This is a genomic window from Psychrobacter proteolyticus, from assembly GCF_038155145.1.
Classification (GTDB): Bacteria; Pseudomonadota; Gammaproteobacteria; order Pseudomonadales; family Moraxellaceae; genus Psychrobacter; species Psychrobacter proteolyticus_B.
In genome coordinates, this window is record NZ_JBAKAY010000002.1 from 163189 (window position 1) to 178229 (window position 15041).

11 protein-coding genes and 1 other RNA gene are annotated in these 15041 nt (G+C 41.8%); 8 read left to right on the top strand and 4 right to left on the bottom strand.

Features of this window, described 5'->3' with window-relative positions; genetic code table 11:
- Positions 1-115: 115 nt before the first annotated feature.
- Together trpD and V6252_RS03210 are read right to left on the bottom strand one after the other, a co-directional pair.
- The gene (gene trpD, locus V6252_RS03205) at positions 116-1237 is read right to left on the bottom strand and encodes an anthranilate phosphoribosyltransferase (protein WP_341609253.1); all 1122 of its coding nucleotides are present in this window, start codon (positions 1235-1237) and stop codon (positions 116-118) included.
- 98 nt (positions 1238-1335) lie between these two features.
- Positions 1336-1959: an aminodeoxychorismate/anthranilate synthase component II gene (locus tag V6252_RS03210; RefSeq protein ID WP_341609254.1), complete on the bottom strand. Its 624-nt coding sequence runs from the start codon at positions 1957-1959 to the stop codon at positions 1336-1338.
- Positions 1960-2786: 827 nt separating this feature from the next.
- Here V6252_RS03210 and glnA point away from each other — a divergent pair.
- The 3 genes from glnA to V6252_RS03225 all read left to right on the top strand — a co-directional run bounded on the left by glnA (position 2787) and on the right by V6252_RS03225 (position 6228).
- Positions 2787-4196 carry a type I glutamate--ammonia ligase gene (gene glnA / locus V6252_RS03215; RefSeq protein WP_057760355.1) on the top strand — a complete coding sequence of 470 codons (1410 nt, stop codon included), beginning with the start codon at positions 2787-2789 and terminating at the stop codon, positions 4194-4196.
- Between the two features lie 362 nt (positions 4197-4558).
- On the top strand, positions 4559-5284 hold the full coding sequence (locus V6252_RS03220; protein WP_341609255.1) for a hypothetical protein: 726 nt from the start codon (positions 4559-4561) through the stop codon (positions 5282-5284).
- Between the two features lie 170 nt (positions 5285-5454).
- Positions 5455-6228 carry a DUF4124 domain-containing protein gene (locus V6252_RS03225; protein WP_341609256.1) on the top strand — a complete coding sequence of 258 codons (774 nt, stop codon included), beginning with the start codon at positions 5455-5457 and terminating at the stop codon, positions 6226-6228.
- Between the two features lie 122 nt (positions 6229-6350).
- Here V6252_RS03225 and V6252_RS03230 read toward each other — a convergent pair whose 3' ends face one another.
- Positions 6351-7067 carry an SIMPL domain-containing protein gene (locus tag V6252_RS03230; RefSeq protein ID WP_102091728.1) on the bottom strand — a complete coding sequence of 239 codons (717 nt, stop codon included), beginning with the start codon at positions 7065-7067 and terminating at the stop codon, positions 6351-6353.
- A 308-nt stretch (positions 7068-7375) separates the two neighbouring features.
- Between V6252_RS03230 and ffs the strand changes: the two genes are divergently transcribed.
- From ffs to serC, 5 genes are all read left to right on the top strand, one after another.
- Positions 7376-7472, top strand: an RNA gene (gene ffs / locus V6252_RS03235) — signal recognition particle sRNA small type.
- A gap of 268 nt (positions 7473-7740) precedes the next feature.
- Complete coding sequence (locus V6252_RS03240; RefSeq protein WP_201548292.1) at positions 7741-8337, top strand: LemA family protein; 597 nt, start codon at positions 7741-7743, stop codon at positions 8335-8337.
- Positions 8338-8350: 13 nt separating this feature from the next.
- The gene (locus V6252_RS03245; RefSeq protein ID WP_341609257.1) at positions 8351-11323 is read left to right on the top strand and encodes a M48 family metalloprotease; all 2973 of its coding nucleotides are present in this window, start codon (positions 8351-8353) and stop codon (positions 11321-11323) included.
- 115 nt (positions 11324-11438) lie between these two features.
- Positions 11439-12362: a DNA polymerase III subunit psi gene (locus V6252_RS03250; RefSeq protein ID WP_341609258.1), complete on the top strand. Its 924-nt coding sequence runs from the start codon at positions 11439-11441 to the stop codon at positions 12360-12362.
- A gap of 92 nt (positions 12363-12454) precedes the next feature.
- Complete coding sequence (gene serC, locus V6252_RS03255) at positions 12455-13582, top strand: 3-phosphoserine/phosphohydroxythreonine transaminase (protein ID WP_341609259.1); 1128 nt, start codon at positions 12455-12457, stop codon at positions 13580-13582.
- Between the two features lie 272 nt (positions 13583-13854).
- Here serC and tnpB read toward each other — a convergent pair whose 3' ends face one another.
- Entirely contained in the window at positions 13855-15009 is a 1155-nt protein-coding gene (tnpB, locus tag V6252_RS03260; protein WP_341609260.1) for an IS200/IS605 family element RNA-guided endonuclease TnpB, read from the bottom strand.
- Positions 15010-15041 lie beyond the last annotated feature (32 nt).

Here is a 15041-nt window from a genome sequence, read left to right on the forward strand (position 1 = left end):
TAATAACTACTAAATGGCTACGGCGTTTCCCTTCCTAGATGTACAATCTATGGTTGGCGGCCTTGCATCCGTTTTAGGTTTTCTTGACTATAGACAGTAGATTAGTGCTTATAAGTTAACCTTGAGCGACTAACTGTTGGGTATAGTTGGCCAAAGACTCAAGTTTTAGTAAAGCATCGCCATTTTGAATAATTTTTTGTGCTCGGCTAACACCGTTAGGGTAGTTGCTGGCAAGTCCTGCGGTGTATATCGCGGCACCTGCATTTAGCGCAATCATATCACGTGCTTTAAGTACGGCACGGTCATGAGTGTCGGCTCCAGATAGCGCAGCACGAATCAACTCAAGACTTTGTGCTGGAGAGTCGACATCGAGGCCAATAAGAGTTTGTGACTCGATACCCGCATCTTCTGGCATCATGTCATAGACTGATATCTCGCCATCTTTTAGCTCAGCGACTGTGGTCGAAGTCGCAAGACTGATTTCATCAAGACCATCTTTCGCGCCTACTACCATGACATGACGTGCGCCTAAGTTTTTCATTACTTTGGCAATCGGCTCACATAGCTGCGCAGTAAATACACCAATGACTAAGTTTGGCGTGCCAGCAGGGTTGGTCAATGGGCCTAAAATATTAAAGATGGTACGTGCCTTTAGCTCACGGCGTACAGGGTTGGCATAACGCATGGCACTATGATGATTGGGTGCAAATAAAAATCCAATACCTTGGTTTTCGATACAGTCTTTCGCCTGCTCTGGCGTGAGCGCTAGACTGATGCCTGCTTGCTCAAGTAAGTCTGAGCTACCAGATTTGGTTGAGACGCCGCGATTGCCGTGCTTAGCAACTTGTGCACCAGCTGCCGCAACAACCAATGCCGACGCAGTCGAGACATTGAACAGATTAGCACCATCGCCGCCAGTACCAACGATATCTACCAAGTAGTCGCAGTTCTTTGGTTTAATGTTGGCGGCTAGTGCACGCATGGCGCTGGCTGATGCAGTAATCTCGTCGATGGATTCGCCTTTCATGCGTAGGCCTGTCAAGATAGCGCCCATCATAGCGTCGCTACATCTACCTTGCATGATGATGAGCATCACTTGATACATCTCATCAAAGGTTAAGTCAATGTGTTGAAATATTCTACCCAAAGCTGTGGTTAGCAATTGATGCGTTTGCTCATCAGACAATTCTGCAATACTCTCTGGTGTGTGCGTTTCTTCTATTGTTGTCGTACTCATTGTAGTCTCACTTACTATTATTTTTTATATGAATCTGTGTGGAATTTGGCATGGGCTTATGAAAGCAGTATTTTTTACCGACGTGCTTTTAGTCAAATCTAGCCAACTTGTGGTAGCTCATCGGATGTCAGAGTAGCCAATCCATGAGTCTGTAAAAAGTTATTGAGCAATTGATAACCTGCTTCGCTCAATATCGACTCAGGATGGAACTGAACACCTTCTACAGCAAACGCCTTATGACGAATACCCATGATTTCCTCAATACTACCATCAGTATTCTGTGTCCATGCGGTGAGCTCAAGGCAGTCTGGTAGGCTTGTCTTGTCAATGACGAGCGAATGATAACGCGTAACCTGTGACGGGTTAGGTAATCCAGCAAACACACCTTGCTCGTTGTGATAGATAGCTGATAAGCGGCCATGCATGACTTCGCCAGCTTTGACCACTTGACCGCCAAAGGCTTGACCGATAGCTTGATGACCCAAGCAAATACCCAGTATAGGAATAATCCCTTTAAATGTCTCAATGGCTTGCAGCGAAATACCCGCACGGTCAGGATCGCAAGGACCTGGGCCAATCACAATGACATCAGGTGCGAGGGTTTTAATCTGCTCAATGCTGACCTGATCATTACGCCAGACAGTGATGTTCTGCTTTAGCTCACCGAAGTACTGTACGATATTGTACGTAAAGCTATCGTAATTATCGATCATCAAAATCATTAAGGCTTCAACTTATCAGTTTTATTATATTTTTAACATAAAATTTGTTCTCACTGTTATCAAGTCACTTGATTGCCGGACACAAGCAGCTATGACTATAACAGAGGAGGTTATTGCGCGCGGTTATCTTACCACTATTTTGTTTTCTATCAAATGTAGGGTACGGGCTATCTAAGTAAGCACCAAGTAAAAACATATTTTTTATTATTTTGTCGATAATAAGAATAGTTTGATTCCGGATAGTGTTATAAATTCAGCTATTAGCGGCGCACCAATAGATAGCATTATAACGATAAATATATTTTAATTTGCACCAATTAAGTGCTTTTGGCTCTCAGCTGGTGCTCTAATTAAGTGCTATTCTAAAACTGAACTAGATGAGAATTAATTAATATCCAATGATGTTGAACATATAAATAACTGTAATTATTGATAATTAAATCTATCTATAACTATGTCTGTTATCAGAGTGTCAATACATTGGCATAGCCTTTGCATTGTTGCTGTTATGATTATTTTTAAAGCCAAAAAACTGGTTAAAAATAATTATTAACAAGAGCCCGAAGAGTTCAGCATTATGAGTTGTATATTGCTAGAATGTCGTTAGGATTGAATTGGCGTATGTTAGACCATGTGCACAAATATTGGTCTGATTGAGTAAACGCTTTAGATGAGCATCTTGACTAATACGCAAAATAGTGCTGATAATAAGCATAATATCGAATGCGCTGTTTTAGTATTGAGAGCACATCTGACATTCTTGGACAAGAACATCATATTAATAATTTTAAATCGCAATTACGTGATCAACACAACGGAGACTATTCATGTCGAATAAACTATTAGATCTTATCCAATCCTCTAATGCTAAATGGGTTGATTTTCGCTTTACTGATACACGCGGCAAAGAGCAGCACATCAGCTTCCCAGCGCATACCGTTGATGAAGATGTCATGGAAGATGGCAAAATGTTTGATGGCTCATCAATCGCTGGTTGGAAAGGTATCGAAGCGTCAGATATGATCTTGCGTCCTGATCCAGAAACTGCTTTTGTTGACCCGTTCTTTGACGCGGTGACTGTGGTAGTGACTTGCGATATCATCGAGCCATCAACGCTACAAGGTTATGACCGTGACCCACGTTCTATCGCACGTCGCGCTGAAGAGTATTTAAAGTCTACTGGTATCGGTGATACTGCTTATTTCGGTCCAGAGCCTGAATTCTTTGTATTTGACGATGTTAAATGGTCAGTCGATATGTCTGGCGTTAGTCATAAAATCACGGCTGAAGAAGCAGCATGGTCGACTAATGAGACTTACGAATGGGGCAACATGGCGCATCGCCCACGTGTGAAAGGCGGCTATTTCCCAGTACCACCGATCGATAGCTCACATGATATGCGTGCTGTTATGTGTGAACGCATCGAAGAAATCGTTGGTGAAGGTTCGGTTGAAGTTCATCACCATGAAGTTGCTTCTTGCCAGTCTGAAATCGGTGTTGCATTCAACACGATGGTACGTAAAGCGGATGAAGTTCAGCAATTGAAATATGTTGTTCATAACGTTGCGCATCAGTTTGGCAAAACAGCTACCTTTATGCCTAAGCCAATCGTTGGTGATAACGGTTCAGGTATGCACGTACATATGTCAATCTCAAAAGACGGCGTAAACACATTCTCTGGTGATGAGTATGCTGGTCTGTCTGAAACAGCATTGTATTTCATTGGCGGTATTATCAAACATGCTCGTGCGTTGAATGCGATTACCAACCCATCAACGAACAGCTATAAGCGCCTAGTTCCTCATTATGAAGCGCCTATTAAACTTGCTTATTCAGCATCTAACCGTTCAGCGTCTATTCGTATTCCACACGTAAGCAGCCCGAAAGCGGTACGTGTAGAAGCACGTTTCCCTGATCCAACGGCTAACCCATACCTAGCATTTGCTGCACTATTGATGGCTGGCCTTGACGGTATCCAAAACAAAATGCATCCAGGTGAAGCTGCTGACAAGAACTTGTATGACTTGCCACCAGAAGAAGAAGCACAAATCCCAACGGTTGCAGAGAGTTTAGATGTTGCATTGCAAGCACTGCGTGACGATCATGACTTCTTATTAAAAGGTGATGTATTCACTGAAGACATGCTAGAAGCGTTTATCGCTTTAAAAGAAGAAGAAGTACAACGTTTGAACGTAACTGTACACCCTGTTGAATTTGACATGTACTACAGCTGCTAATTAGTCGCTAAAGCACTCAGTTATTTTGAGTCATAAAAACCAGCTAAGTTATTCTTAGCTGGTTTTTTTATGGAATTTAATCTAACAATTATCTTAAAATAATAAATTAATACCAAACCCAAAAAACACGATTAGCTGCGTCAAACTCGTTTAGTCTACAATGCGTAGTACTTGTACTTGTTTTCCTTGCTACTCTAATTTTTGTGAATGGTATAAGAATGAATGCTCGATAGTAAATACTGGTCGTAACACCCAATGTTTCAAAATCAGCCATCATAATTATAACAACAGGCACTACCATGAAGCTTTCAACGTTAAGCTCTTTAGTAATAATAACCTCGTCACTGTTTCAAATAAGTTGTATGACAAAAGATAAAAAGCAAGACCCTTATAAAGAGGGCGATATCGTTACTTGGAAGATTAATGACCATCTTATTTTGAAGGCTGAAGTCGGAGAAAGGCGAGAGCATGTCGTTACTCGTACTCCTAAAGGAGAAGCTGAGTTCTATCGTCCACAGTATGAGCGTTATATTGGACAATTTCCTATTGACTACCAGCCTACGAGATTTGAAAAGATAAGCGAGTCAGAGGCAAGAGACATGCCTATCTCCAAGCACTCAGGCAGAAGATATGAGTTTAATCTGATGCTTAATGGCTCATGGGTGCAGGCTTCGGATAGAAGTGTCTACTCTAACGACACCTTAGATCATCCTGATCAGGTGAAGGTTGTTGTAAATAATTATTCTCTAGGGGGAAATACCAAGCAGTCTTTTGATAATTACTCAATGTTAGAGTTGGATGCTGATTCTGCAGAGACTAATAATAGGGTGACTTGTTATCCTTTTAAAGGAAAGCATGATAATCAAAGAAGGTGCTTTGGTGAATCTGAAAACTCACTCATTTCAGGTTATGAAATTTATATTCCAATAACTAAGCAAGTTCCAATGTTTGTTGAATATAGAGAGTCCATTTACAACGGTGTAAAAATTAACTGGTATGCTGATCGCAAGAACCTTGACCAAGCACAAGCCATTGATGCTGCCATTTGGAGATTGCTAGATACATGGAATATATCGTCGATAGAGTAAGTGCTGAGTACTTGAATCAACCATCATAATTATAATAACAGGCACTGCTACGAAGCTTTCAATGTTTAATACTCAGATTGAGGATACGCCCTAGTGTTATTCACTGAAAAATACCCCATAATAGTACTATCATATTTGTTAAATACGCGCACTTATTAGGTTGACTGACTATGCATTCACTCTCAAAACATTCCCGTTTGATTCAGACCGCCATGACCATACGCAGTCATACAAAAAATAAGATGTTATTTACAGGTTTACTCGTCTTTACAGCCAGTCTTTGTACATCTCTCACCAATGCTGCGCCTATTTATAAGGTGGTCGATGAGCAAACCGGTCAAGTCACTTTTACCGACCGTCCACAGGATTATGAGCAGCAAGTTGGCAAACAAGTCAGTCAAATGGCTATTACGACGGGTAATGAGACGAGCAGGTCAACTAGTCTGAACACGACAACCAATTCTAATACAAGTCGCCAATCATCAAATGCGTCGCAGACAGCGACTGCTACTGAGTCGCCTGCGATAAATACTAAGGTGACCACGCCAGTAAACTATCAGTTAGCCATTACTGAACCTAGCGAAGAGAGAGCCTATCGTCGTCCCGTACAGAATATCGATGTCAATGTACAGATTAAGCCTGCGTTACAGGCAGGTGATAGTGCCCGTATTTATTTTGATGATAAAGAGGTTGCACAAGGTTTGAGCGCATCTATTGCTACTGTTGATGTTTTGCCAGGCGCTCATACAATCAAGGCTGTCATACAAAGCGAAACTGGCCAAACACTTGAGCAAATCACACGTACTGTATACGTGATTCAAAACACGACCACATTGCAAGACAACAAAAGAAAGGCAGCGCAGCTGTTGGCTTATCAAAAGCTAGCTTGGTATCAAAAATTGATGCTAAAACTGCGTCAACAGGAAGTTGCTCAGTCACAATAATGGTCTCAATAATGATTGAATATAATGAATAGACATCGCTAGAAAAATAAAAAGGCAAGCACCGTTAACGATGCTTGCCTTTTTTGATATAAATCACTTATTTTATTTAACTATAAGCTGTTTTATTTAGTTAACTCGATGGTACCGTTAGCAGTCACCGAAATAGTGCTATTGCCAGACTCAAAGCTTTGGCTTGGTACTGACTCGTCTGCCATTCCTGATTTCATGCTCATAGCGCTATACATCGGACGTGGATAGTTGCTACCCGTGTTTAGGTTAACATTGACGACGCGGTAGCCACGAGCATCCCAAGCACGGGTAAGGCTCTTAGCTTGCTGTTGAAAAGCGCGCGAGGCTTCGGTCATTAATTTTTGCTCTAGCGCATCCTTTTTGGTATCTGATACACCAAAGTTAAGATTGTCCATCACTAATGTTTCTTGCAAGTCAGCAATGAGTTGGCTGGTCGCTGAAAAGTCTGTACTTTTTAAGTCTATGTTTGCTTGACCTGTCCAGCCGATGATTTTATCGTTTTTGTCGTAGCGTGGATAGGTGCGCTGTTGCCCTGTGCTCACGGTCACGCTAGGGTAGCGCTTGGCAATTTTCATGGCATTGTTGATTGAGGTGTTAAGCATTGTGGCTAAAGTCTTAGAGTCAGTGGCCTGTGCTTTTTTGTACAAGCTGGCGCGTACTTCGTCGTTCTGAATTTCTTCTTTTATTTCTGTCTGAAACGTAAGTTGATCATAGCCAGTGGGTTCTGCATGGGCGCTACCCATCATCGCTGTCATAAGACAGACCGTACCAGAAGCTAGTGCTGCTTTATTCAATAAAGTATTTTTCATTATTATCTCCTAAGTTGATTCTAATAATATATAAATGACAATTATCAACGCTCATTTATACATGAAAAGCTGTCCTTATTGTTTTTTAAACATCGACATGGGTGCAACTTCATTCACTAAAATAGCAAAATTCATATAAGTTGCTGTGAGAATTTTGTGACCTAAGTTACTGATATAATTTGTGCTCATACATTGCGGACATAAGCTAATGAACTAAAGGACAGTGCTATTTAAGGTCTAAAGCAAACAGTTTTAAGATAGGGGTTGTAAAATTAAAAAATTCTTGTATAATTTGCGACTGGTGGCTCCATTGGTAGCCTCGCAACATTGTTCTATGAATCCCGCCAGGACCGGAAGGTAGCAACGGTAATAGTTATAGTGTGTGCCGAGGATGTGCTGATGGAGTCGCTTTTTTTTGCCTAAAATTTGATATAAATATCAATAAAGTACAAAAGATATATTTGTGATGTATGAAGCCCTTTATTGTAAAGGGCTTTTTTTTGGTCAAAATTTTGTCTGATGGTTATCTATTTGCTTATGTAGTTTTCAATTTAACTTCCTGTTCGATTTCCTTTGTAGTTCCGATCTAGTTCTAAGGTTTTATTGATTAATATGAGTTAAAATACAATGTATTAACTTTTTATTAACATTCTAGACACCTTGGAGTTTGATTATGAAGATGTTTGTTTGGCTATTCATTGCGTTTGTGGTGTTGGTAGTTGTGTTTGGAGTATCCATTTTTAATAGATTGGTACGCGCACGTAACCAAGCAAAGAACGGCTTTGCTCAAATAGATGTGCAATTAAAGCGTCGTCATGATCTGATTCCAAACTTGGTCGAAACCGCTAAGCGTTATTTGAGTCATGAAGAAGAAACACTCACTCGCGTCATTAGCGCGCGCAATCACGCCCAAGATCTACAAGACTCTAATAAACATCAGCCAGACTCGCTAGAACACATGGCACTATTTGCAAAAGCAGAAGGTATGTTGTCCAAAGCGTTGAGTCAATTTTCCGCTGTCGTCGAAGCCTACCCAGAGCTAAAAGCTGATAGTATGATTAAGGAGCTCATGGACGAACTAACCAATACGGAAAATCGCATTGGATTTGCGCGTCAGCATTATAATGACAGCGTGATGTTTTATAATAACGATCGCGAAGTATTCCCAAATAACCTCGTTAGTACGACTTTTGGCTTTCGTCCACTCAGTCCGTTGGTATTTGAAGATAGAGAAGCGATTGCTCAGGCACCGATTGTCAATATGGGCTAAGGTTTAGATAATTTTGGCGAACTCTAGGCAGCCTAATCTGATGGATTTTTTTGGTGAACAGCGGATACGTACACGTCGCAGTCTATTACTTTATGGACTGTTTTTCTTGATTGTACTTGCTCATATGGCTGTAGGACTGGCTGTCATGTCTATACTGCTGACAGTATTTACAGGCGGTATATATCATTGGGTATTGGTTCTGGTCATTGTCTTGACGTTAGGTAGTTTCATTGGTGGTAGTTTTTTAGAGTATCGACGTCTGCGAGCAGGTGGCCGCGCTATTGCTCAGCGAGTAGGAGCAGTTAGGCTATTCATTGATAATAGTCAAGAAGCATGGGAGCACAGTCAAGGAGTCGCTCATCAACACGAAGCTGAAGAAAAGGTTCGCTATCGTTCGCGTCATATAGCAGTACGTGACGAGCGCGATTTTCCACCCGTTTATCGTCGCTACTATGAAATTGCACAGCAACTGGCCATTGCTTCAGGTTTGCAAACCCCTATTTTGTACGTGCTACCTGACGAGCAGGGTATCAATGGTTTTGTCGCTGGTCGACATAATCAAGATATGGTACTTGTCGTTACCCAAGGTGCGTTAGATAAACTGTCTGATGAGGCGCTATATGGACTCATCGGTCATGAATATGGTCATATATTGCACGGCGATGCCAATTTTAATTTACAGCTGATGGTGGTATTGGCAGGCTTGCAGATACTGTATGACTGGAGTGACCCAATATCCAATCATATCTCTAATCGTCTCTCTAATTATAGTCACTTTGATAGCGATAGTATTTCCCAAAAGTCTCTATCACAGAGACAGGTTGATATGTTGGCACGCAATACAGAAGCGCAAACCGCCAATTTCACCACGCATAGTGAATGGGTCGCTTACTGGCAGCAGCAATCACAACAACAGCAGTCCTCAGCCAAGCGTCAGTCTAAATGGGTGCAAACGCCACCTATAATAGATCGTCAAGCCTCGCGTAGTGTTTGGACATTGCTACTGCATGGTTTAAGCTTCTCTAGTATGGCAAGCGCGCAGTTGATTAAGCACAGTTTTAATCGTGAGCGTGAGCTACTTGCTGATGCCACTAGTGTTCAATTGACACGTACACCTGCGATTATCGAAACCTTAAAAGCCATTCATCAAGACTCGCTCGGCTCGCGTTTGTCTGGCATCGCCGATATCAATGGACTCAGTCATTTTTTCTTTGCTAGTAGTGGGGCAGACTTGGGTGATGTATCATGGTTTGCCACCCATCCAAGCTTGACTGAGCGTATGAGCGCTATTAATGCGGATGCTTATCATCAATTCGCAGTACAAGTCGCCAAAGAAAAGCGAATAAATCAGCAAAAAGTTAAAGAGATATATAGGCAACGCCGCTTAGGTGATTGGGGAGCAACAAAAGAAAATAGCCTAAGTGAAGATTTCCCAGAAAAAAACTTGCAGCAGTCGTCGTTACTTGGATCTCAAACAGCTGCGACGATTAATACAGGTGACAATAAACAGACAAGTGACGAAGAAGTTCTTGCTGAGTCTATAAGCGACGGTCGTAATACGGATAGTAGCGAATCAGGGATTGATGACGGTTTAGAGTTTGCCGTAGAAGCTGATGTGGTAATTGATGGGCGACTTCAAGTACAGGCCGAAGACGTTGGCGCTCATCAGCTGTTAAAACCGTGGCAGTCCAAACCTGACGCTGATCTACCAGAAAACACGCTAATTGAAGTTAGCGATATTCAAAAGGTATCACTACCGCAGTACATACTCAATCATAGTCATCATCCTTTAGGTGCGCTAGCATTAGTCGAAGCTGTCTTGCTTTGCCATCAGCATCAGCCCTTATCAACGACTGTCACTTATAGTTTGAATGATATTTGGAGTGATGGCTTCTCTGTTGCGACTGACTCGACTTCCCATGAGCAAGTATTGCTACATAAGATAGATACTAAGCTGATGACAGTAGTAGCCAGTTTGGACAGGCGTTTAGACAGCGCTTTGATTGAGCTTGCTTTAAACCAGTTACGTCAACAGAATTTATCTGAACTATGTATCGAAGATCTGAAGCTCAAAAGTAAAGACGATCATAGTCACGACAGTCATCAGTACTATAAAAAACAAGAAAAATGCCGTACGATGTTGTGGCGTTATCAGCAGGGCATATTTGAGTTATTTAGCCAACAGCTGACATCTGACTTAACCAAAAGCTTAGCTTATGATTTGTCAGATCAAAATATACCTAGTGATAACGCTCATGCTATGGCTCTGAATAATTCGTTAGCTTTAGCACATCAAAAATCGCCAATATTATCATTATGGCAAGCGTTACATTTGCAGCAGTTGCTACCAATATTATCTGAAGTTTTACAAGATACAGACGCGCAGTCTCTATGGCCGCAAATACTGAATACTGGTATGGAAGACGTAAGATCGCAACTAGATCCTTCGGGTCAAGTATTTACAGGTCTTAATAAATCAGAAGTATCAGTTGTTGTCTTATTGGCTTATCGACTATCAAAAGATGCAAAAGGTCAGATGATCTCAATGCATGACCGATCGTTATTGAGTGAAGGTAACGACAGTGTAGCGCATTATATTGTAGATTTGAGACGACATGCGCGCTTGATTGATATTGATCTTGTGACAGTAAGCGATGTTAATTTGCAGTGGCTATTATTGACAGCACAGCATTTGAATGGCATTCAGTTATTGGCGATTATTTCTGCGGTTCCTGTCTCTGCCAATCACTCTCTCAAGCGCGTGGTAGGTGCTCAGAATGCTGATAATTATCGAGAGAAGCAACAGGATGGTAGCCAAATAGATTATAATGAAAGTGAGATGAGCCAGCCGACGCATAATGAGTATCGCCAATGGCTAAGTACGTTGCATACGGTGATGTTACACGATACGATAATCAGCCAAGATGAATACGATTGTTTGTTGGTAATATCAGAGCGTTGGCTCGGTATTCGACAGTTGTTTTGATTGGTATGTATTTAGTATTTGATTAATAGTGTGATGCATACTCAGTGAGAGCTGCCAAAATAATAAAAACATTTATAAATGATATAAACAAAATGAGTAGGGATAGTAGAGTCAAATGAGTGATACCCAAGACCCGCTAACTGTATTACAGCGCCGTGTGCAGCAACGACAAATTCTAGCGATGATGGGTATCAATCAGTGGGTACAGCCTGAGTCAGAAACCATCAATATGGCTGACATTGCGACAGCTTCGGTTGAGCAATCACATATTGATTCCATTGATATTGAGTCTAACAACAATGAGGTAGCGAGCGCTAAAGCTGTAGGCACAGTTGATCAACCGACTGATGGCTATGATATCAGTGATTATAACGCTAGCGACTATGTTGCCGATGAGTATGGTACTGATTTGCAAGCTACCACTGAACAGACGGCTAGTGAGCAAAGCCCTGTTACCTATAGTTTTGATTCCGTTGATTCAAATACGGTCAGTTCAGATGCTGTTAGTTCAAGTGCTGGGTCTATCTATCATGACATCCCAAGTACTGCATCGAACCAAACTGCTGTAACCTCTACGAATGCACATATTGAGCAACCTCAATTTGCGCAGAGTAATTTTCCGCAAAGTAGTTTTCCACAGAGTACTAGTGATGACAGCATAAATGATGATAGCTTAAAAAAAGTAGCACCATTTGACCTGCAAGGTGGCCGCTATGGTGACTGGGTAATATTGGTTGATATCAAAGCGCTAAATAGTGACAGTCAAAAACTATGGCAAAACATCACTCAAGCGCTATCAATCACTTGTGAGACAACATCATTCCCGATTTGCGACGGTATGGATACTGCTGAGCTTGCCAATGCCAGTCTTGCAGGATATATTTTTCGAATTGGCCGAAGCGAAGAGATACAAGTTGTTGCACTGACCGCGCTGCCTGACGGCCTCCAACATCCCAATCTGACCACTGTGCCGACATTAGAAGAAATGCTCGCAGACAGTGATGCTAAACGTCAGTTGTGGGAGCAGATATCTCATTGAGTTGTATGAGAACTAACGTCGATACCAATGCCTTTATCAACAAACTGAAATAAAAAACATCCTTTTATTTCATCATACCTAGGACTGTGATTATGCCTACAACCCCAACGTCTACAGCAACTGCCACACCGCATCGTCTGCCAAATTTTTGTGCTGGACCTGCTACCATGCCAACAGCCGTATTAGAACGCGCGCAGAGCGAACTGCTTGATTGGCAAGGTCGCGGCCTGTCGGTCATGGAAGTCAGCCATCGTAGTAAAGAGTATATGGCCATTACTGACAAAGCGGAAGCTAAGCTACGCACGCTTATGGAAATACCAGATAATTATAAAGTGCTGTTTTTGCAAGGTGGCGCTAGCTTACAGTTTTCTGCGATTCCATTGAACCTGTTAAATGGTGGACGCGGTGACTATTTGACGACAGGCGCATGGTCAAGTAAAGCGATCAAAGAAGCCAAGCGCTATGAAGCGTTGGGTCTGGGCGAAATTAACCTAGTTGCAACTGGCAAAGAGAATAACTTTACTGACGTACCAGCGCAAAGCGATTGGAGCATCAGTGAAGACGCGGCTTATTTTCATTACTGTGCCAATGAAACGATTCATGGCCTACAGATATTTGAGCCACCACAAGTAGATGCGCCAATCATTGCTGATATGTCATCTTGTATCTTGTCACAGCCGATAGATGTGTCTAAATTTGGCATGATCTACGCGGGTGCGCAGAAAAACATCGGTCCTGCAGGCCTAGTCATTGTCATTATCCGTGATGATTTGATGGGGCAGGCCAGCGAATGGTGTCCTATGCTGCTGAACTATGAGCATCAAGCTGACAAAGAGTCTATGTCTAACACGCCAGCGACGTATTCTTGGTACTTGGCTGGGTTAGTGTTTGATTGGTTGGAAGAGCAGGGCGGTGTGGCTGCTATCGGTAAAATCAATCAGCAAAAAGCCGATTTACTTTATAAGACAATCGATGAGAGCAGTTTTTATAATAATCCAGTAGATTCTAAGTATCGTTCTATCATGAACGTGCCGTTTACTTTAGCAGACAGCAGCCTTGATAAAGTATTCTTAGAAGAGTCAGAAAAAGCTGGCTTGTTAAATCTAAAAGGTCATCGTGATGTAGGCGGTATGCGAGCCAGTATCTACAATGCCGTACCACTTGAGTGGGTACAGCAGCTGGTTGACTTTATGATTGCTTTTGAAAAAAAGCATGCATAAGTCATAATAGCCTTTAAAATAAAAGACGCTGCTTTTACAAGTTGCGTCTTTTTTTATGAGTATATTTGTCGATGCGCAGTTTTAGGAAGAAGCGTTTAATATCTGCTGCCATTATATCTAATATCAATGATGTAGTACTGATAGATGTCGCACTGATGCCGCGTAACACGGCAAACCATTAGGATGAACTACCCACTACCTTAGAGGTAGGGGTTTCTTAGGTAACGCTCATACTTGACACGATATTCTGTATCAGCGGTTAAGCGAATTGACTAAGCTAACCCTGTCGCACCGACAGTTTTTGAGTGTTTAGCCAGTAGCAATCCTTGATTTAAGATGTTAATACTGGCGTTGAGGTCTCGGTCATTTTCTTGCAGGCAACTTGGACAATTCCAAGATCTTAACGACAGCGGTAATTCAGCTTTCGTTAGCAAGTGACTGCATCCTGAGCACGTTTTAGAGGATGGATACCACTGGTCTATTTTAACAAGCGTTTTACCGTACCATTCCGCTTTATATGCCAGCATGGTGGTAAAGACCGACCAAGCGCTGTCCGATATGGCTTTGGCAAGTTTCCTGTTCTTAACCATACCCTTTACATTCAAATCCTCAATAGCAATAACATCGTGGTTTTTGATGATATTGAATGAGAGCTTATGTAGAAAGTCTTTGCGGCTATTGGTTATTTTCTCGTAGACTTTAGCAACTTTAAGTTTTTGCTTCTTGTAGTTACCGCTCTCTGATAGTTTACGTTGATCCGCTTTGGCCACAGCTCTACGTTTGGCTAAAATCTTTTGTTCTCGCGCCAGTTTATCTTGCAACTTTGCCAGAAACTTAGGATTGGCAACTCTGCATCCATTTGATAAGACGATGAAGTGGGTCAGTCCTAAATCAATGCCGATATTAGAGTGAGTCTTTGGTAGTGGCTCAACGACCGTTTCAACCAATAGGCTGACGTAATACTTGCCTGATGGGGTTTTGCTTATGGTGGCACTTTTTATTAAGCCGTTTATTTTACTGGGGAATTTGGCGTTGATGTGGCCTATTTTAGGCAGTTTAACGGTGTTTTTTGTGACGGCTACCGTTCCCTTTTGATTGTTGGTGGTGTAGCTGTCTTTAATGCCTTTTTTCTTGAATTTAGGAAAACCTGAGCCTTGTTTGAAAAACTTGCTATAGGCAGCTCTTAGCTGTTGCTGTACGTTAGCCAATGCCAGGCTATCCACTTCTTTGAGCCATTCAAACTCTTTTTTGTACTGAGCTGGGGTGTTGTTTAGGGTGGTTTTAGTAGCTTTGTAATGATCAATCTTATCACCAAGCATTTTATTCCAAATAAAGCGCGTACAACCGAATGATTTAGCAAAGAATACTTGCTGATCGGCATTAGGATATATCCTAACTTTATGGGCGTTTAGAATTTGAGTGGGCATACAGACGGTGCTTATATTTCGTGCTATATTTA

Bases quoted from the DNA above. Each gene is read 5' to 3' on its own strand.
- V6252_RS03220 (WP_341609255.1), top strand. From the start codon at position 4,559: ATGACAAAAGATAAAAAGCAAGACCCTTATAAAGAGGGCGATATCGTT.
- serC (WP_341609259.1), top strand. From the start codon at position 12,455: ATGCCTACAACCCCAACGTCTACAGCAACTGCCACACCGCATCGTCTG.
- tnpB (WP_341609260.1), bottom strand. From the start codon at position 15,009: ATGCCCACTCAAATTCTAAACGCCCATAAAGTTAGGATATATCCTAAT.
- V6252_RS03225 (WP_341609256.1), top strand. From the start codon at position 5,455: ATGCATTCACTCTCAAAACATTCCCGTTTGATTCAGACCGCCATGACC.
- V6252_RS03210 (WP_341609254.1), bottom strand. From the start codon at position 1,959: ATGATTTTGATGATCGATAATTACGATAGCTTTACGTACAATATCGTA.
- V6252_RS03240 (WP_201548292.1), top strand. From the start codon at position 7,741: ATGAAGATGTTTGTTTGGCTATTCATTGCGTTTGTGGTGTTGGTAGTT.
- glnA (WP_057760355.1), top strand. From the start codon at position 2,787: ATGTCGAATAAACTATTAGATCTTATCCAATCCTCTAATGCTAAATGG.
- V6252_RS03230 (WP_102091728.1), bottom strand. From the start codon at position 7,067: ATGAAAAATACTTTATTGAATAAAGCAGCACTAGCTTCTGGTACGGTC.
- trpD (WP_341609253.1), bottom strand. From the start codon at position 1,237: ATGAGTACGACAACAATAGAAGAAACGCACACACCAGAGAGTATTGCA.
- V6252_RS03250 (WP_341609258.1), top strand. From the start codon at position 11,439: ATGAGTGATACCCAAGACCCGCTAACTGTATTACAGCGCCGTGTGCAG.